The organism is Streptomyces sp. NBC_01261 (assembly GCF_036226385.1).
In the GTDB taxonomy this organism is placed as follows: Bacteria; Actinomycetota; Actinomycetes; order Streptomycetales; family Streptomycetaceae; genus Streptomyces.
Genome location: NZ_CP108463.1, coordinates 39,881 through 57,891, shown reverse-complemented (window position 1 = coordinate 57,891; position 18,011 = coordinate 39,881). Strand labels below are relative to the sequence as shown.

Below are 18,011 nucleotides of genomic sequence, written 5' to 3'. Positions count from 1 at the left end.
CGCCCGTTGTGCCCCGCCTGGGGCATTCGGTGCCGGGGCCACGGGTTGCGGGACGGAGGAGTGCGCGGCGGCCCGAGGATGCTCAGCCGGCCGCTGCCTCCGGCTGCGGCTCGACCACAGTGGGCTCCGGGGCGGACGCGGCGGTATAGAACACGGATGAGCCCTGCTTGGCGCGGTGAGCGTGACTCTTGGCAACGAGTCCTTCGAGGGTGGTGCGCACGACGGTGGTCTTGATGTTGCGCTCGGGATGGGCTTGTCCCAGCGCGGAGGAGATTTCTGCAGCGGAGCGCGGCTCGCCCTGCTCCACCAGGTGAGTGCGGATCAGTTCGACGAGGGTCGGTGCGGAGGCTGCCGCAGGCGAGGCTTTGGCAGCGGGCTTCTTGGAGGCAGTCTTCTTTGCGCCTGTGGCGCCTGCCTTCTTGGGCTTGGCCGGCTTTGGTGTGGCAGAGGTCCGCTCAGGTGCGGACTGCGAGGTGCTGGTGTCCGGCCGGGCCGGGCTTGCGACGCCGAGCGCCTGCTGCATGCTCACCAGCACACTGTGGTCGTGCTGCAGGGCACTCAACTGCTCCTGCAGTGCCTCGATCTCGGCGGCGATACGTTCCTGTTCCTTGGTGTTGCGATCGAGATCGCCTGCCACCTGGGCGCTGTACTGCGATGTCAGTTCGGTGGCGGGCGCCCGGTTTTCAGACATGACATGGGCCTTTCTTCGATGTGCGGCTGTGGCGGTGAAAGTAGCAGGTGCCGAGCCCGCGAAGAGCTGTGGAGTGTGTCCGTCCACGACAACTGAGCCGTTCGCAGACCGCGACAGTCTAGAAACATGTATGCACGAGAGGAGCGAGATGCTCCTGTCGAGTGATGTCTCATTCTCTCCCGCCGAGCGCGGCACGGCGGGAGAGGGGAGCGCGATCACTGCCGCACATCTGTGCGGCCCACTTCGGCAGGGGACGGAAAGTGCCAGGAGACTTCATCACTCTCCTGGCAGTACTGCCAGGAAGCCAGCATGCGCGCGGCGACCAGCCGGTCGAGGAGTTCCTCGATCTGGTGTGGTGAGTGCCCGCATAGGCGAGCGAGTACTTCCATGTCGGTCCTGCCTCCCTCGTCCGACGTGCAGGAGGCCACGGCCAGGGCAGTCAGTCGCACGGACGGCGGCCACCCGTCAGGCAAAGCCCTTGGGGCGGGGCTCAGTGCCCACTGGGCGGCGCGGGCCCGCGTACGGCGTCCGGCTCGCTGAGCGAGGACCGCGGCGTCGAGTAGTTGGGCCTCCATGTGCGGATGCCCGCCGGCTCTGCAGCTCAGCCAGCCGGCATGCTCCAGCTCTTCCCACAGTTCCCCGCGGCCGCGCAGCCGCATGCCGCGCAGCAGTCCGCCCGGCAGCCGGACATAAGCGCTGGCGTCGGCACGCAGGGCGCACTGCAGAGCAAGCAGGCGGGCGGCGGGGGAGGTGAAGCGGGGCAGCGCGGCACCGAGGTAGGTGAGCATCTCCCGCACCCTTGTGCGCTCACCCGGCCCGTGGAGCGGCCTGGGCGGAGCAGATCGGGCTCGGGACGCCGGGCATCTGGGCCCGGGCCTGAGCGACGTGTCGGGTACGACGGCCGTGTCGCTCATCACCGCGGCACAGGCGGAGCAGGCGTCGGCCAGACGCCAGGTGCGGCCACTGCGATCCCGGGTCAACGCGAGCAGGACCGGTCCGGCGCACCCGCGGTGGCGACGGTGCCAGACACACCCCCGCGCCCGGCACTGGCAGGTCCGCAGGTGCGAGGGCAGTACGTCCGCTCGGGCATGACGAGCCAGGTGTGTCAGCGCGGCGGACCGTGCGGAGGAGGCCGACAGAGGAGTGGCTGCCGCACAGCGGGGATGAGGGCAGGCCAGCAGCGGGCCGCCTGTCTGCGGACGCAGCTCCACGGTCCAGATGCGCCGCACTGGCGCATGCGCCCGGGCAAGCCTCATCGGCTGGTCGTCCTCCCCTCTGTTCCTGCCGCGGTGGTCGGTGCCCGGCTGTTGGAGGCCGGAACGAACGCACGGTAGTGCAGATCTCTGCACTGTGAATGTCACTCCCGCCTCGCCAGATAGTGCAGAGGTCTGCACTGACAGGGCAGGGTCCTGCACCGTCGGATGGTGGAGTGACGATCTTGCCGCCCGACCCCGACCTCACCGCGCTGCGCGTCACGCTGGCGCGCCTGCGGGGCGAACGCGGCTGGACCTTCGACGAACTCGCCGAGCGCAGCGGCCTGGCCCGCCGCACCCTCATCGACCTCGAACACGGCCGCACCACCGGCAGCGTCACCACCTGGCACGCCCTCGCCCACGCCTTCGACGTACCCATCGAGCACCTGCTGGCCCCCCTCTGCGACGACCACACCCCGCCCGGCGCACAAGGCTCCTGACCTGCTGGCGCGCCCTTCACGGACCCCGCCGCAAATCACCCGAACCGGTGAGCAGGTATAGAACACAAGACCGTTAGCCCGCACGCCCGTTCCCTCCGGCTGGGCCGACCGGAGGACATACCGGCCGCCGCGGCACCCCGGGCCGCGTGTCGCCTGGCACGGTCCTCGCCATGTGCCCCACTCCCACCCCCGCCGGCCGCCACTGGGACGGCAGCCCCCGCGTCACCCGCCGCCCCCGACCCCTGCGGGTGGCCGGCACCAGTCCCAGCCGCCTACTACGCGTCGGCCAGAGCCGCTGCTGCCGCCAGTGCGGCAACCGCATCGACCTCTACCAGCGCACCGACCAGCGGCCCATCGCCCTCCACCCGGCCGAACTGGCCGCCGCCGACGTCCCCGAATCCTCCCGCTGGCACCTGAGCGGCGGCATCGCCCACCCGCACGGCGACGGCAGCGCCTGGTGCCGCATCCCGCACACCCTGCTCTGCCCCCGTCGCACCCCCACCTGCAACACCGCCCCGGGCCTCGAAGCGATCCGACGCCAACTCGCCGTCCGCACCCGCCGCATGATCGACACCGGCAACTTCACCCCCGCCCCGGCCACCAGCACACAACCCACCACCGCCACCGATACCGACACCGGTGAACCCGACCGCCCCGTCGTACAGATCCTGCTCTGCCGCTACCTCGCCGAACACCCCCTCAACGATCTCCGCTGCGTAGCCCAAACCCGCCACCGCCACCGCTGCACCCACACCGTCCCTGCCCCCAACGGCCCGACCGGGACCTGGAGACTGCTGCCGGCCACAACACAGCACGGCCAACTCGCCCTCCCCGACGGCCTGATGGCCGTCTACGACCTCGGCAAGCTCCCCTACAGCGAACAACTGCGCTGGCGCGCCCAACGCTGCCCCACACACGCCGCAGCCCCCGGTGCCGCCGAACTCGCCCTGGCCGGATGGCAGCCCTTCGACCCCCTCCTGCACGCGACACACATCCACACCCGACTGCCCCACCCCCAGACCCGCCGACAGGGGAGGGGATGACGATGCCGCACCACGCCCTGGAAATCGTGCTCACCCGCCCCCTGGCCCAGGCCGAACTCCGCGGCGCCGCCCGCGTACTGTCGCTCGCCGCCAACCACGACACCACCCGCCTCATGACCCTCGTCCACGCCAAGACCCCTCACCAGGCCGCCCGCCGACTACGCCACCAGCTCGGGGCACGGCTGCCCATCGACGTGATCACCACGCACTACCCGGACACCGACCACAAGGTGCTCCTCAACATCGACTTACCGGCCGCCACCCACACCGCCCTCACAGCCGAAGCCTGCCGCGCGCACCAGAGCCCCGAGCGCTTCGTGGAACTGGCCCTGCACCGCGCCCTGGCCCAGCACGCCGACCAGGAGACCGACCGCCTCGACCGCGCGGTACGCGAACTCCTGGCCCACACCACCCCCGCGCACCTGCTGTCCGCCGTCGGGCATGCACTCACCCGGCTTCCCGAGAGGCCCACACGATGAAACCGACCGACGAGCAGGTGGCAGCAGCCGACGCCTTCCAGGCCGGCGACCACCTTGCCCTGCAGGCCGGTGCCGGCACTGGCAAGACCACCACCCTCGCTCTCCTCGCCCACGCCACCCGGCGTCGAGGCCGCTATCTCGCCTTCAACCGGCCCGTCGCCCAGGCCGCAGGCGCCCGCTTCCCGAACACCGTCCAGTGCAAGACCGCGCACGCCTTGGCTTACGGGGCCGTCGGCCACCGCTACACCCGCCGCCTGAACGCGCCGCGCCGTCCGGCCTGGCAGACCGGACAGGCCCTCGACATCACCAAAGCCATCCGCATCGGTGACTGCGAGGTGACCCAAAAGGCTCTCTCCAACGCCACGCTGCGCACCGTCACCCGCTTCTGCCACACCGCGGACGAAGCCATCACCCGCCACCACGTGCCCCCACTACGCGGTCTGGAACACACCGACCTGCACGCCCAACTCGCCGCTCACATCGTGCTGTTCGCCCACAAGGCCTGGGCCGACCTGCAGCACCCCTACGACGGCGCGGTCCGCTTCGAGCACGACCACTACCTGAAGATCTGGGCCCTCACCCGGCCGAGAATCGACGCAGACTTCCTGCTCCTCGACGAGGCCCAGGACACCAACCCCGTCGTTGAACAGGTCTTCCTCAGCCAGCGCGACCACGCCCAGCTCGTCATGGTCGGCGATTCTGCCCAGGCCATCTACCACTGGCGCGGCGCCAAAGACGTCATGACCGGCTTCGACGGCACCCAGCTGGCCCTGTCCCAGTCCTTCCGTTTCGGCCCCCTACTCGCCGAGGAGGCCAACCGCTGGCTGCATCTGGCCGACGCCCCCCTCCGCCTGACCGGCACCCCTGACGTGCCCACCGAACTCGGCCCCCTCGCCCGGCCTGACGTGGTGCTGTGCCGTACCAACGTCGGCGCCATGGCCCAGGTCATGGACCTGATGACTGCCGGATGCCGCGTTGCGCTGGTCGAGGTAGGAGACAGCCTGCGCGCCCTGGCCCTGGCCGCCCGCGACCTGAAAGACGGCCGCCGCACCACCCACCCCGAACTGATCCTGTTCCCCTCCTGGGGCGAACTGCAGGACTACGCCGCCCACGACCCCGCCGGCCGAGACCTGCAGCCCCTCGTTGACCTCGTCGACACCCACGGCACCGACGCCATCCTCGCCGCCGTCGCCCGGCTCGTGCCCGAACAGCACGCCCAGGTGACCGTATCGACCGCCCACAAAGCCAAAGGCCGCGAATGGCCCCGCGTGAAGATCGCGGACGATTTCACCCCGCCCAAGAACACCGACCAGCAAGACGCCGAAGGCCGGGCCGTACCCGGACCTATCCATGACACAGACGCCCGCCTCGCCTATGTCGCCGTCACGCGCACCCGCTCCCGACTCGACCTCGGAGGCCTGTCCTGGATCCACGACCATCCACACGGATCGCTATGACGTAGCCACGGCACGATCGGGCGCGACCAGTCCGTCTTCCGCAGAGCAGACACGTCTCGGCAGGCCGCCGCGGGAGTGCGTCGTTGAGCTGGGATGGTGTCCTTGGCCCGGTCAGCAGCGGGGGCTGGCCGCCTCGGTTACTCAGTGCTGGCTGGTGAAGCCAGCTGAAACTGGGGCAGGCCGCTGGCGACATCGCACTCGGCCACCGGTCCGTCGACATCCTCGCCCGCGTCCAGTCCTCCCGAGCCAAGGACTACGTCCGTGAGTTCATCCACCACACCCACACCGAACTCGGCATTTCTGCCTGAACTTGGCCAGCCGGTGTGTGACGTCACTCGATCGATCCGCCATCCGCGGCAACCCGGATGCAGAGATCACCCCGAGGACACCCGATGGGTCTGGGTAGACGTATCCAGATACCGCTTGCGCCACGTCCGAAGGCATAACCCACGCTGAGGCGGACGGCTGATGAGGAAGCCACGTCAAATTGGCGCATGCCCGACGGGGGCAACTCCGGGGCGTATCGCTCCCGATCTGCTGACGCCAGCGTCGTTGCCGACGGGTCTTCCCTGTTTGTCGGGGGATGCAGGTTGCCTAGAACACCGTCTTAGGGTGCAGATGCGGGAACATCGTTGCGCTCGCGGTGTTGGCGGCGGGGGAGCTTTTTGACGCTCCTAACGTCGGTGAGTGCAACGACCAGGGCAGCTGTGGCGGATCCGGCGGCGATGGCGATGACGAGGCTGAGGGCTCCTTGGGTCACGTGGGCAACTTTCGCCACGGCGATGGCCGCCCCGCCGGCAAACGCTCCGCGTGCCGCACCCAGAGTCCGGCGGCGAGAGACAGCAGTTGCCAACCGCGAGCGGCGTGACGGCCTGCGCTGTTCGGCACGCTGCTGGTCCTGTGCGTCCAGACGCGCCATGATCGCGTCGAATCGCTGGTCGAGGTCGTGTTCGTCGCTTGCCAGCCGCCGCTGCAGTGTGTGGTAGTGGCGGTAGAGCATGACTGCGAACCTATTCGTCGTAGTAGTACTCATTGTGCGTTCCTCCCCATTTGCATGAAAAAGGGCTTCAGTACGTCTAGGTTGACTTCTTCCGCAGCCAACTTGGCGAGCCCTTTTGCTTTTTGCACCCTTCTTGTCGAGGCCGCTCCGCCCACTGCCTGAGTCAGACCGTCCATGGTCAAGAGGTGAAGGCATTCAGCTTCCACTGCCCGCCGCTCGGCAAGACTGAGCCGGTCAATGGCCTGGAGCGCCCGACGTACCGGTTCAAGATCTTCAGTCAAGTACGGGTCGAAGACATCTTCGAGTCGGTACGTGGCATATGCGCGTGCGGCTCCACTCTCCCTGAGCGCACTGACGATTCCCTCTGCAGCCTTCCGCAGGTCACAGAAGCCGAATCCTTCGCCCTGCTGGTCGAACACCTGGAAGAACGCCTTGTCGGCGATGTCCAGCGGATCGATGGTCAGCGGCGCGCACTCCAGGAGGAGGAACAGGCGTAGCGGTCCCACATGAAGCTTGTACAGGCGACGCATTACCTCCTGTTGCTCGGCCGTCCTGCCGGCGACGCGCCGTGAACCGATCAAGGAGACCCCTCCTTTCAGAGGCATCCGCAGTCGGTGCCGGCAATCGGAGGCACCGTCACTTCGTGTTGCGGGTACGACAGTAGCGATGCCGGGTCCTTGGCGCGTTTACTTCTCTGCCATCCCACGCTCCTCGACAGTTGCGGCTCTTGGGACATACGCATGTCCAAAGCAGATGATTCAAAAGAAGATTCGATCAACGAAGATTAAGAGTGGCCTGTGCTTCCTTGAGGAATGGTTGTCCTGGTAGGGCAGCCATCTGGCTGCCCTGGTACGCAGAACACTGGTGACGAGGGGGAAACATGAGCATCGACGCGATCGCTGCGCTAGCGGCTGCAGGCGGTACCGCCGTCGTCCAGGCAGCCAGCACCGACACCTGGAACACAGTTAAAACGGCGCTGGCCCGCTTGCTCGCGCGCGGTGACTCCGCCGCCGAAACCGCTGAACTTGAGCGCCTCGACCGCACCCACGCGGCTCTGACGGGAGCTGCTCCCTCCGACCGGAACCGTATGGAAGGTGTCTGGCAGACCCGGCTCGAAGCGTTCTTGAGTGGCATTACCGACGTGGATGCCCGCACCACCGCCGCGCATCAGCTCGCAGCCATCCTCGATACCGTCCACGATGCTCACGGCCCGGTCGCCCATGTCGGGGGAGCAGCGGCCGGCGGCGACATCACTATCCGAGCCGATCACGGTGTGGCTGGCGCTGTCGTTAACGTTGAAGGCGGGGTGAACATCGGCTCCCCTTTACCCCCCCAGCGCCCCTGATGGCGCTTCCGGGTAGTGATCTTCCGCATCAGGCGCGAATCGTGGCGCAGAACGGGGCGCTGGCCGCCGGCCGCATCGATATTCAGCAGACCATCCTGCGTAGCGCCTCCGCCAGCCACCCCCTCACCCTGGCTGCGCCCCTGGGGCTGCGTGACCCTTCACTGCCGCTGCGAGGGAGAGAGGCACTTGTGGACTCCCTTACCCGCGTCCATCTCACCGGTTTGTCAGACGGCCGGGTACACGTCCTGCACGGTCTTAACGGATGCGGGAAGACGGCCATTGCTCTGGAAGCCGCCCACCGCGCGCAGCAGCACCTCGGCGAACGGCTTTCTCTGTGGTGGCTTAGTGCCCGCAGGCCGGAGCCCCTCGAAGAGAGTCTGCGCGCCTTGGCAGGCCGTCTGGGACTGCGCGGCCGTCAGACCCACGCTCACGAACTCGTCGATGTCCTGTGGCAGACGCTCAACCGTTCCCGAACCCCCTGGATGATGATCGTTGACGGTGCCGACGACCCCGCTGTCCTCGACGGCCCCGGACTCTTTGCCGCTGGCACGGGTTGGGCCCGTCCTCACACCTGCCCCTGCGGACTGGTCCTTGTCACCACCAGCGACGGCACCCCCAGTTTTTGGGGCGCCGTCTCCGCACTTCACCCTGTACACCCACTGAGTGATGACGACGCCTCCTGCATTTTGACGGATCATGCCGGCCCCTACGTCGGAACGCACTCCGCCGCCCGCAGTCTTGCTCGACGTCTGGGAGGGCTGCCTCTGGCTCTCAAGCTGGCGGGTGCCTACCTAGCCGAGGTGAATGCCATGCCCCGTGCCTTCCGTGAACCTGGCGCACCCGACGATTTCGCCGCCCTCAGACGAGCCCTGGACGGCCCTCAGGCGGATACCCTCAACCCGGCCCAAGCCATCGCTGGCACCTGGCGTCTCTCGCTCGACCTCCTTCACCACCGTGGCAGCGTCTATGCCCGCCCTCTGCTCGGTCTGCTGTCGGTTTTCGCCGAAGCGCCGATCCCGATTGCTCTGGTGCACCCTGCCACGCTGGCCGGGCACCCGGACTTCCAGGGCATCGACGGAAGGGTTCTGTGGCGCACCCTCAAAGCCCTCTCTGCTCTTCATCTGATCGATATGGCCACCGACACACCCGTCCATGACCCGCACACGACTGCCGGCTCCGAGACGCCTTCCGCACTGAGGGTCCACCCTCTTATCCGTGACGCGAGTCGCCAGATGCACTACTTAGCACTGGCCGTCGAACTCCTGCACCGGGCCTGCGACCTGCAACAAGCCGGACTGCCCGAGGAACCAGAAAACTGGCCGACCTGGCATCTCTTGGCGCCACACTCTCTCTTCCTCATCCGCCAGCAAGAAGCCCTGTCGGAGCTTCCCGGTGCCCTGCAGACAGCGGTTGCGAGAGGCTCGGAGAACGCCGCCCGCTACCTTCTGGCCCGTGGTCTTTTGCGACCCGCTCGCGATGAGTTCTCCCGTCTGCTCAAGTTCCATCGGCACCGGCACAGTCACGACAACGAGGACACCCTCTCCGTACGCCACAACCTTGCCGGCGTCCTGCACGAGCTCGGAGAGCTCGCCCAGGCGGAATCTGCCTACCGGCAGGTGGAACGCGGCTACCGGATCCTGCTGGGCGACCGTCATTCCCACACGCTGACCGCTCGCCACGAACTCGGGCGCGTTCTGCACGATCTGGGGCGCCTCGACGATGCGGAGGTCGAACTCACTGCCGTGGTCGCCCTACGTCGTGACACTCAGGGTGATGAGCATGCCCACACCCTGACCGCCCGCCATGAACTGGCGCGCGTCCTGCACGACTTAGGGCGTCTCGATGACGCGCACACTGAGTACCAGCACGTCCTCGCCTGGCGCCGTACGCATATGGGAGAAGAGCACCCTCGCACCCTGACCGCCCGCCACAACCTCGCGTGCTTAGTCCAGGACCGGGGACAACTGGGCGAGGCGCTGGCCGAGTACGAGCGCATCCACCGCGTCCGACAGCGTGTACTGGGCCCTCAGCACCCTCAGACACTGCACACCGCCTACCGGCTCGGATGCGCGATGCGCGACAGCGGCCAGATGGAACGGGCACATTCTCTGCTCACCGCCGTCCAGCAGGCGATGGCGGACACTCTTGGCCCGCATCACCCCCACAGCCAGCGGGTCGCTGCGGCTGTTGTCTCGTGCACGCCACCCGGTCAGACATCGACCGGCGGATAATCGAGTCCTCCGGTCATGGCTGGTGCATCGGCCGACCCCGATGCGCACAGCTGCACAGCTATGGCCAGCTCGGACAACGTAGCCACAAGGCGCGTTGCACCAGCATCCCGGAGCATGCGGGCCCTGCCGCGGGTGGCCGCGATCCCAATGAAGCTCACCCCGGCTGCGCGCGCAGCCAGCGCGTCCGCCACGGATTCTCCGATGAGGAGCGTTCGTGACCGCGTGCCTCCCAACTGACTGGCTGCGAGGGCGACCGCGTGCGGGTTCGGTTTCATCAGCCGGGGATCACGTGGCCGCCCGTACACTTCCAGGGTCCAAGTGGAGCGCTCCGTCTGTAGCGGAGACAAGAAGGCCTCTACCGCCGATCTGGCATGGTCAGTCACTACAGCCATACGCCACGGCCCTTTGGAGAGCGATTCCAGAAGCTGGACAACCCCAGGCAGAGGTACCGCACGCCGTGCTGCTTCCAGTTCGTAACCCGCCACTATCTCGTCCAGCTCACGGATTTGCTGGGCCGACCCCTGATCGACTACTGACCGGAGTAGGGCGACCGGGTCTGCAGGCGTTGCAGGGCTGGTGAACAGTTGTAGGTTGTGAGCTGCCTGCGCAATGTGACTCGTAATGGCACGGCCGTCACTGGTGAACAGGCGGCACAGGACTCCATCGAAACTGAACAGAATCGTCTCCGCCTCTGTGAACCGCTGTTGCAGCTGGGTCGTCAGCTCTGACCGGCCCGACAGCAATGACTGCTCGTAGGCTTCGTTCTCTTTTTGTATCCACGGATACTGCAGGTCGTACCATGACTTGAAGGATATGAAGTGCCGCTGTCCCTCCGCTGTAATGCCGACTGTCCGCTCGTCTTTTCCGGCAGCCTCTGCGAACGCGCCGATCTCCTGAGCAGCGGATGGACTGCAAAGCAGAGTCGGATTGGAAGATTTTCGGGACTGCCGCAGGTGAAGTTTCGCCAGCAGATGCCACGATTCTGCTGAGAGCTGAGAGCGGAAAAAAACATCCAGACGTTGCGCAAGGACGGTTTCCGCGTTGGCTAAGACTCGGTTTTCGGCGTTCATTCGCCGACTGGCGCGCGCCTGCTCTTCATGAGTTGTGCCATAGTGGGCGGTCGCCTTTTCGATCATGGCACGCCTGTGTGTCTCCCTGAGAGTGGAGATCTCATGCCCGAGAATCTTCGAAACGGCCAGTGCATGGCGACCTAGATGGGCACTTATTTGGCGGACGAGAGTCTCGTCGGCCTGGGGCATATTCAAGTTTCCGGGTCTCACGAAATTTTGCACCAGCTCGTATATTAGTGCAGAAATCTCTGTTATTCTGGAATGGTAGAGGGGCTCATTGGAGAGAGCGTTCTCCACGTCCTGCACCAGAACATTCATCATGGCAGCCAGGCGGGGAGTGACGCCATGGCAGTCTTGCCCTGTGAGTCCTGTGGACTCGATACGCCGGTAGACGTGTGGCTTTATTCTTAGTTCTTTGCACACGTCTGCAATGCGGAGACCGCTGGCGCGGCGTAATGAAGCCAGTGTCCATTCAGGCATCAGGGACTGGTCGGCCAGATCGAGAGGTGGAACTCCTAGTGCGGACGCCAGGTCCTTGATCCGGGGAGGCTCGGGAACCCGCAGGTCGTTCTCATAAGCGAGGATCTGGGACTTGCTGGTCCCGCTGAGACGGGCAAGCTCCTCGGCCGTCATCCCGCGGCCGGCGCGGGCGGCGATGCGCGCCTCCCGCAGTCGTCGGCCGCTGAACATCTGTGCCATGCCCCGCCCCACAACGTCCCCTCTCGCCGACGAGGTCCATTTTATATCCGCCGGACGGGTCACGTCAGAGGGAACTTCCCTCTGACGGATGCTTCTGACCAGGAGGGCCGTGCAAGCTGTATGGGTACCCTCTTCAATGCGGCAGCTGCGGCTGGCGGTATAGACCTGCGCAGAGCGGAAGCGACCTGCCGAGCGACGTGGAACCCCGCATCATCTTTTGAGTCTGTGACACGGGGCCCCACGTCAGGTGATCCACGTCAGGTGATCACTCCAGCACTGTTGTTCCCCCGTTGCAGCGGGGGCAGCGCCTAGAGCTGATCTCCGTCCTTGGGATCCGGAGGATCTCGGACAGACATGGCACCTCCCTCCGGTTGACGGCGGGCCGGGCCACACCGCAGAAGCGGTGTGGCCCGGCCCGCCGTCAACCGGTTTCAGCTGACAATACTCTGTCGTCACTCAGCCCCGTTTATGCCCACCCCTGTCGCGAAGAGCAGCGATAAGTAAGGCGTGGAGACGCCTATCTTTCGGTGGCGATCTTGAGACCGAACTGCCACCTTCTTTACTCTCGGTGCGCGTGCGCAGTGCCTCTTGCTACGTTCCGTGAGAGGGAGTGGGGGCGCAGGGGGCTCGCAAAGGGGCGTGCGTTGTGTGATGCGCCCCCGGAGTCCGCCTGCGCTTCGTGCGGCTGATTCGAATCGCTCCGGGAAGATCCCGGAGGAAGGCTGGCGCCAGCGTGTTGTGACGTTGGTGCCAGATGGGGATCCATGGAAGATCTTGTGGGATCTTGGTTGAAATTTCCGTTTCTGGAGAGAGTGGAGTCTCCGTTGGTGGAGTCTCAGAGACTCCACCAACGTTGAGCGGAGAGCTTCCACCGTAAAATAAGACGGACTTGCTGGGTGGCAGCGAGAGATCCGATCGACCTTCCGTCCGCATAATGGCCAAGCCGATAGCGCATTGTGTGAGGCTGGCGAGAATCTGTCCGTGTAGCTCGCTCTTTCGAAAGCGGAAAATTGAACTGTGCCACATTTGATCAGCGCCCCTGAGGGAAGCCTGAATGGTTGAGGTATTTAATCTCGCCGACGAATAATGCGAGTCCATTGCCTCAATGTGGTGTCGGAAGTCATGGGTGATCTGCGGAATCGAGCCCGTGCGCGCCTGTCGGAATTCAAACTCGTGTGCTTGAGTAGTAGCGGGTGGTGCACTGGGTGTGGGGGGAATGGGCCAAGCCTGTTTCAATGAAGTAGCAGTCATCGAATGCATTACCAGGAACTGCTATGTCGAAGTCGACGAAGGTGACCATCGCATCGGTGGAGACGGCCGTGCCGTTCGGACCGGGATCGTGACGGCAGATCGCAAGATGCTGACCGGCGAGGCGATTGCCGAAGGGCAGTCGCCTCGTGCATCGCTGGCGGCAGCAGTCTGGCAGCGTTGACATGGCCGTCAATTCCCTCTGGAAATGTGTAAGTACCCCGTTCAAGGGGGTAGTTGAGAACATTGAGCGCGACAGTGCCGGATCCTGGATAGCGCGATGCACCCGTGGACCCCTGGACTGCGAAGGTGGCAGAGGAGTTTCACAACTAAGGAGGAGGAACCGGTTGCAGGCCGTCGGGCCGTGTCGCGGACTTTGACGATACTTGGGTGAGACGACCGCCGGTCAACGCCTCTTCTTTCCCCAGCCTCCATCCCGTATGGTTCCGATGCTGTGCCGCCCGGCAGGTATGGGATGCGTACTCATGTGGGGTCTGTGAGATTGTGCAGGTCGTCGCGGACGAGGCGGTCGCGTTCGGGAGCGGTGAGCCAGCGTGCCTGGGAGCCGCGGTGGTCCTTTTCGACCCACAGCACGTCGTGCACCGTCTCGGCGACCGGACGCAGGTGGCTGATCACGGCCAGCAGTGTGTCGCTGCCGACGTGTGCGCGCAGGACCTGCAGGGCGCTGTCCAGGGTGGCGGAGTCCAGGGTGCCGAAACCTTCGTCGAGGAAGAGGCTTTCCATGCGCGTGCCGCTTCGGCCGTGCATCTCCATCAGCGCGAGGGAGAGGGCGAGCGAAGCCTGGAAGGTTTCCCCGCCGGAGAGCGTGCGTGAGCTGCGGCGGGTGTGGCTGGTGAGGCTGACGATGTCGAAGTCGTCGGCGAAACCCAGCCGTCCGCCGGAGAGTTGCTGCAGCAGCTCACTGCCGTGCGAGAGCAGAGCACGGGTGCGCAGGTCGGTGAGGTGGCCGAGGAACTTCCCGTCCGTCATGTGGGTGCTCACAGTCTGCCAGGCAGCCAGCTGGCGTTCGCCCGCGGCCAGAGCGTCTGCCAGTCGTTCCTTGTGGGGGATCTGAGACTCAGCCTTCTCCGCATCATCAAGGGCGTGCTCGGCTTCGCTGCGCAGTGTGCCGGCCTGGCTGCTCAGGCCGTCCAGGAGGGTGGGGTCCAGGGGATCCGTCTCATCGGTCATCTGCAGCATCGGGATGCCGGGGTAGGAGGCCGCCACCTCTTGGGCATGCGCGGCAAGCCGTGCGGTCAGCTCCGCCATGGCCGCGCGCGCCGCGGTGTCGTGTCCGTCCAGTGCCGCTAGCAGCAGGGCACTGGCGTTTTCCAGGGTTGTGGCGTGCTCCTCTGCGGCTGCAGGGTTGTTCGCCGTGGCCGAGGGTGGCAGTACGGGGCGTTCGGACTCCTCGACCAGCGCTGCTGCCCTGCTGATGCTGTCCGCCCAGCGCTGCAGCCGTACTTCGAGCTGGTGCAGGGGGTCGGCGACCTCGTACTGCTGGCGTTCGGCCAGTTCGCTCCGGTCGGTAAGCAGCTCCTGCACGCGTGTACGCAGTTGTTCTTGTCGTTCGGCCAGATTCTTCTGGCGGCTCTGTTCGCGTTGCACCGCCTCGGCCGTAGCTGCCAGGTGGTCGGCCGTGGGGAGTTGGGGAGGCCGGGGCAGCGCGACCTGTACGGGCTCGGGCACTGCGGACAGGCTTGCCAACAGGCTGCGCTGCTCGTTCGCCAGGCGCTCGGTCCGTTTTCCGGCCTGCTCGCGGGCCTTGCCTGAGGCCTGTGTGTCTTTTTCCAGCGAGATGTGCTCCGCGCCCAGCTGGGCTTCTGCCCGTGACAGCTCACTCCTGCTGGCGTCGGCCGCTTCCTGCAGCTGAACGACGCGACTGCGGGCGACCTGCAGGAGGTTAGCCGTCAGGACCTCCCGCTCGATGGCCGTCGGCTGTGTGCCGTCGGCCATGCGGGCAAGAGCTGTCGCGACCGTGGCTTCCAACTCCTCGGCGTACACCGCCGGTTGGGGGTGCTCCGTGCACGAGGCGAGTTTCAGCGCCTGCTCACGCACCGCAGGAAGGGACGCTCCGAACTGAGCGGCGGCTTCCTCGACCTGCTGCTCGTGTTCCTGCAGGGCCTGCTGAAGCCCTTCAGCCTCGTGCGCGTGGCGGGCGTGTTCCTGCTCGGCGCTGCTCAGCGCGGCGGAGGCCTTCTTCGCCGTGGTCGCGGCCTGGGCCAGAGCTTCGCCGTTCTGCGGCTGTGGCGGCTGGTAGTCCTCGGGCAGCGGCCGGGCGCAGACGGTGCAGCCGTCCCCGGGGCCCAGCCCACTGCCCGCCGTGTGTGCGGCCTCCCGGCGCCGGATGCCGTCCAGCACGCCCTGCGCCTCGGCCGCCGCGGTCCGCGCCTTCTCAGGGTCGCTGCCGGGAGGAGCCTGCATGAGGGCGCTGAGCTTGCTGCTGATGGTGGTGCGGTTGGCGCGCTGCTGGGCCAGCACGCCGGTCGCTTCGCCGGCGTGCCGGACGGCAGTCGTCAGTGCCTGCAGCACCTCGTCGGCAGCAGCAGCATCCGCGTCAGTGTCCTGCGCCTGCCCACGCAGCTCGACGATGTCTTTCTCGGCGTTCTCCAGTTCGTCGGCGCGCCGGGCCAGGACTTCTTCCTCGTTCGTGAGCTCGGCCAGGAACTGGGCGTGTGCCGCTTGTCCTTCCGCGAGGGCGCTGAGCCTGCCGGGCATGTCCCTGAGGACCTGGGCGGCTGCCGCAAGGGTGTCGGGGGCCAGGCCCGCTGCGACGGCCTTCTCCTGCTCGGCAGCTACAGCCGTGAGGCCGTCCTGGACGGCGCTCTCGGCTGCGGCGTTGGCCTCGTGCAACTGCAGTAGTTCGTCCTGGGCCTGCCGGACAGCGGCCGTGGTGCGGCCGTAGTCGGTCACGCGCCGCTCGGTGAGTTCGGCAGCGGCCTTCACACTGAGGCGGGCGTGCTGCGACGTCTGTGCGGCCTCGGTCTGCAGCCGACGCAGTTCGGCCAGCCGGTCGTTGAGGTCTGTGGCGCCGAGGGCGGCTCGTTCGTGCCGTTCCCGGTCCGCCTGGGCCTGCACGCCCGGGTCGGTGAGCAGCCGGGCGTCTTCCTGCCGGGCCTGGCTGATGAGGTCTTTGATCCGGCCGACGGCTCCGTCGGCGAGCTGGCGTACCCGCTGCAGTTCGTCGACGCCGAAGAGGGACTTCAGGATGCGGGCACGCTCGGCGTCGCGCGCGTTGAGCAGGTCGCCGAAGCGTCCTTGCGGGACCAGGACGGAGGATTTGAAGGTGATGTAGTCGATTCCCAGGAGCACCCGGATGACTGCGTCGACGGCTCGTGTGCCGTCGGTGTGCCTGCCGTCCGGGTCCGTCAACCGTGCCTGGGTGCCGCGGGTGGCGTGGAAGACGCGGTGCACCCGCCATTCCCGGCCGTCCACGCGGAACGCGAGGTCGACGGTCATGGCCTGGCAGTCGTCGGAGCGCAGCTGGGCGACCTGGTCGGTGAAGGAACACCTGCCGTACAGGGCGACGCTGATGGCTTCCAGGATGCTGGTCTTTCCCGCGCCGGTGTCGCCGAGGATGCCGACGAGGGTCTTGCCGGTGAAGTCGATCTCGCAGGTGCCGGGGTAGCTGCGGACCCCTGAGAAGGTCAGGCGGACGATCTTCATGGGGTCGTCTCCGTTCCGCTGTGTGCGGCACTGGTCCAGGGGGCGGCGATGGCTTGGGCGAGCAGATGCTCGGCGGGGGAGTGAGGCAGCACGGTGTCGGGGGTGTTCAGCAGGTCGGCGAAGGCGGCCACGACCTCGTCGGCGTGCTGCCCGGGGGTGCCGGTATCGGAGAGATAGGCGCTGAACGCGGCGGTGACGTCGAGTTGCCCGTCGCCGGCCGCGTCGGAGCCCGTCAGGACGGTGGCCCGGGTGGCCGCGCACTCTTCATCGACGTCCACCAGGACGGCGTCCGGCACCAGTTCGGCGACCCGCTCCCCGAGCCGGGGAATCGGGTCGTCGCTGTGGATGAGCACCTTGAGGTAGGCGTCGGTGTACTGGGCTGCTGCGGCGCCGAGTTCATCGAGGGTGCCGCGGAAGTGGGCCAGGCGCCGTCCGGAGTGCAGCGTGTGCGGAGTGGTGAGAGTGCGCCGGCCGGGGCTTGCCTCGATGACGGTGACGCTCTTGGTCTCCTCGCTCTCGCCGAAATCCATCTGCAGGGGGCTGCCGGCGTAGCCGGCCAAGCGCCGCCCGATGCCGACAGGCTGGGGTTTGTGAATGTGCCCCAGCGCGCAGTAGGCGACCTGCGGCAGGGCGTCGGCGGCGGTGGCGTAGGGCTCGCGCACCTCCCACATCCGCTCACTGTTCGCGGGCTCGGCGCCGGCCACGTACTGGTGGGCGGTGAACAGCAGCACGTCACGGCCGGCGTCGTAGCCGTCGCTGAGCCGGGTGAACAGCTGCTCCTGCAGATCGCGCAGACCGGTCGCATAGGCGCCTGCGGTGGTCCCGAAACCTGGGAACAGGTGCAGGTAGCGGTTGGGATGCACATATGGCAGAGCGGCCAGACGGATGCGCTCGTGTCCGTCTCGGCTGCCGAAGTCGAGCACGGTACCCGGTTCCGTGTCGCCCCGGCTGTGCACGAAGTGCAGGCGGCCCTGGTGGGCTTCCGGCCGCAGCGTGCACACGTAGCCCAGCAGGTCGAAGAGTTCGGGGGAGTCGTGGTTGCCGCCCAGCACCACGGTGGGCGCGATGCACGCGAGGCTGTCGAGGCAGCGCATCGCGCGCAGGATGTCCTTGTGCGCGGGCCGGTAGGTGTCGAACAGGTCGCCGCTGTGCACGATCAGATCCGGCTGCACCGTCTCGGCTATGGCGATGATCTCGGCCAGGACGGCGTCGAACTCTGCGTCCCGGGAGCGGCGCCCCAGAGTACGGCCCAGATGCCAGTCGGATGTGTGCAGGGCTTTCATGAACGGCTCTCCTCGGTAAGGCAGGACTGCCCGATTGCCTGATGCGCAGCGGCAGTTGGCGGAGTGCCGACGACTCTACAACAGCAATCACAGGAGAAAACTGGAA

At 66.7% G+C, this 18,011-nt stretch carries 14 protein-coding genes and 1 pseudogene; 8 read left to right on the top strand and 7 right to left on the bottom strand.

Features of this window, described 5'->3' with window-relative positions; all coding sequences use genetic code 11:
* Positions 1-82 precede the first annotated feature (82 nt).
* Complete coding sequence (locus OG226_RS00175) at positions 83-691, bottom strand: hypothetical protein (RefSeq protein WP_329347187.1); 609 nt, start codon at positions 689-691, stop codon at positions 83-85.
* A gap of 215 nt (positions 692-906) precedes the next feature.
* Positions 907-1,479 carry a hypothetical protein gene (locus tag OG226_RS00170; RefSeq protein WP_329347186.1) on the bottom strand — a complete coding sequence of 191 codons (573 nt, stop codon included), beginning with the start codon at positions 1,477-1,479 and terminating at the stop codon, positions 907-909.
* A 641-nt stretch (positions 1,480-2,120) separates the two neighbouring features.
* On the opposite strand from OG226_RS00170, the gene OG226_RS00165 reads away from it, so the two are divergent.
* The 5 genes and pseudogenes from OG226_RS00165 to OG226_RS51420 all read left to right on the top strand — a co-directional run.
* A complete protein-coding gene (locus OG226_RS00165) occupies positions 2,121-2,384 on the top strand; it encodes a helix-turn-helix transcriptional regulator (protein ID WP_328674909.1) in 264 nt (87 codons plus the stop codon).
* 170 nt (positions 2,385-2,554) lie between these two features.
* Positions 2,555-3,427: a DUF6083 domain-containing protein gene (locus OG226_RS00160; protein ID WP_329347185.1), complete on the top strand. Its 873-nt coding sequence runs from the start codon at positions 2,555-2,557 to the stop codon at positions 3,425-3,427.
* Positions 3,424-3,906, top strand: coding sequence for a hypothetical protein (locus OG226_RS00155; RefSeq protein WP_329347184.1), 483 nt, complete (start codon positions 3,424-3,426; stop codon positions 3,904-3,906). The genes OG226_RS00160 and OG226_RS00155 overlap by 4 nt, the downstream gene beginning before the upstream one ends.
* Entirely contained in the window at positions 3,903-5,363 is a 1,461-nt protein-coding gene (locus OG226_RS00150) for a UvrD-helicase domain-containing protein (RefSeq protein WP_329347183.1), read from the top strand. Before OG226_RS00155 ends, OG226_RS00150 begins: the two co-directional genes overlap by 4 nt.
* A gap of 197 nt (positions 5,364-5,560) precedes the next feature.
* A pseudogene (locus OG226_RS51420) lies at positions 5,561-5,671 on the top strand (sporulation protein); the annotation flags it as partial.
* A gap of 299 nt (positions 5,672-5,970) precedes the next feature.
* Here the strand turns inward: OG226_RS51420 and OG226_RS00145 are convergent.
* Positions 5,971-6,363, bottom strand: coding sequence for a hypothetical protein (locus tag OG226_RS00145; protein ID WP_329347182.1), 393 nt, complete (start codon positions 6,361-6,363; stop codon positions 5,971-5,973).
* A 29-nt stretch (positions 6,364-6,392) separates the two neighbouring features.
* Positions 6,393-6,944: a hypothetical protein gene (locus OG226_RS00140; RefSeq protein ID WP_329347181.1), complete on the bottom strand. Its 552-nt coding sequence runs from the start codon at positions 6,942-6,944 to the stop codon at positions 6,393-6,395.
* A 299-nt stretch (positions 6,945-7,243) separates the two neighbouring features.
* On the opposite strand from OG226_RS00140, the gene OG226_RS00135 reads away from it, so the two are divergent.
* Together OG226_RS00135 and OG226_RS00130 are read left to right on the top strand one after the other, a co-directional pair.
* Positions 7,244-7,708, top strand: a complete 465-nt coding sequence (locus OG226_RS00135; protein ID WP_329347180.1) for a hypothetical protein — start codon at positions 7,244-7,246, stop codon at positions 7,706-7,708.
* A gap of 41 nt (positions 7,709-7,749) precedes the next feature.
* Complete coding sequence (locus OG226_RS00130) at positions 7,750-9,939, top strand: tetratricopeptide repeat protein (RefSeq protein ID WP_329347179.1); 2,190 nt, start codon at positions 7,750-7,752, stop codon at positions 9,937-9,939.
* Here the strand turns inward: OG226_RS00130 and OG226_RS00125 are convergent.
* The gene (locus OG226_RS00125; RefSeq protein WP_329347178.1) at positions 9,918-11,708 is read right to left on the bottom strand and encodes a helix-turn-helix domain-containing protein; all 1,791 of its coding nucleotides are present in this window, start codon (positions 11,706-11,708) and stop codon (positions 9,918-9,920) included. The genes OG226_RS00130 and OG226_RS00125 overlap by 22 nt on opposite strands.
* A gap of 1,216 nt (positions 11,709-12,924) precedes the next feature.
* Between OG226_RS00125 and OG226_RS00120 the strand changes: the two genes are divergently transcribed.
* The gene (locus OG226_RS00120; RefSeq protein ID WP_329347177.1) at positions 12,925-13,140 is read left to right on the top strand and encodes a hypothetical protein; all 216 of its coding nucleotides are present in this window, start codon (positions 12,925-12,927) and stop codon (positions 13,138-13,140) included.
* A 299-nt stretch (positions 13,141-13,439) separates the two neighbouring features.
* Here OG226_RS00120 and OG226_RS00115 read toward each other — a convergent pair whose 3' ends face one another.
* A complete protein-coding gene (locus OG226_RS00115; RefSeq protein WP_329347176.1) occupies positions 13,440-16,622 on the bottom strand; it encodes an SMC family ATPase in 3,183 nt (1,060 codons plus the stop codon).
* Positions 16,619-17,905: an exonuclease SbcCD subunit D gene (locus OG226_RS00110; protein ID WP_329347175.1), complete on the bottom strand. Its 1,287-nt coding sequence runs from the start codon at positions 17,903-17,905 to the stop codon at positions 16,619-16,621. The genes OG226_RS00115 and OG226_RS00110 overlap by 4 nt, the downstream gene beginning before the upstream one ends.
* Positions 17,906-18,011: the final 106 nt, after the last annotated feature.

What these genes read in the sequence shown, in the direction of transcription:
- OG226_RS00155 (WP_329347184.1), top strand. Translation starts at nt 3,424, where the DNA reads ATGACGATGCCGCACCACGCCCTGGAAATCGTGCTCACCCGCCCCCTG.
- OG226_RS00160 (WP_329347185.1), top strand. Translation starts at nt 2,555, where the DNA reads ATGTGCCCCACTCCCACCCCCGCCGGCCGCCACTGGGACGGCAGCCCC.
- OG226_RS00145 (WP_329347182.1), bottom strand. Translation starts at nt 6,363, where the DNA reads ATGCTCTACCGCCACTACCACACACTGCAGCGGCGGCTGGCAAGCGAC.
- OG226_RS00125 (WP_329347178.1), bottom strand. Translation starts at nt 11,708, where the DNA reads ATGGCACAGATGTTCAGCGGCCGACGACTGCGGGAGGCGCGCATCGCC.
- OG226_RS00120 (WP_329347177.1), top strand. Translation starts at nt 12,925, where the DNA reads ATGGGCCAAGCCTGTTTCAATGAAGTAGCAGTCATCGAATGCATTACC.
- OG226_RS00150 (WP_329347183.1), top strand. Translation starts at nt 3,903, where the DNA reads ATGAAACCGACCGACGAGCAGGTGGCAGCAGCCGACGCCTTCCAGGCC.
- OG226_RS00135 (WP_329347180.1), top strand. Translation starts at nt 7,244, where the DNA reads ATGAGCATCGACGCGATCGCTGCGCTAGCGGCTGCAGGCGGTACCGCC.
- OG226_RS00170 (WP_329347186.1), bottom strand. Translation starts at nt 1,479, where the DNA reads ATGCTCACCTACCTCGGTGCCGCGCTGCCCCGCTTCACCTCCCCCGCC.
- OG226_RS00175 (WP_329347187.1), bottom strand. Translation starts at nt 691, where the DNA reads ATGTCTGAAAACCGGGCGCCCGCCACCGAACTGACATCGCAGTACAGC.
- OG226_RS00110 (WP_329347175.1), bottom strand. Translation starts at nt 17,905, where the DNA reads ATGAAAGCCCTGCACACATCCGACTGGCATCTGGGCCGTACTCTGGGG.
- OG226_RS00115 (WP_329347176.1), bottom strand. Translation starts at nt 16,622, where the DNA reads ATGAAGATCGTCCGCCTGACCTTCTCAGGGGTCCGCAGCTACCCCGGC.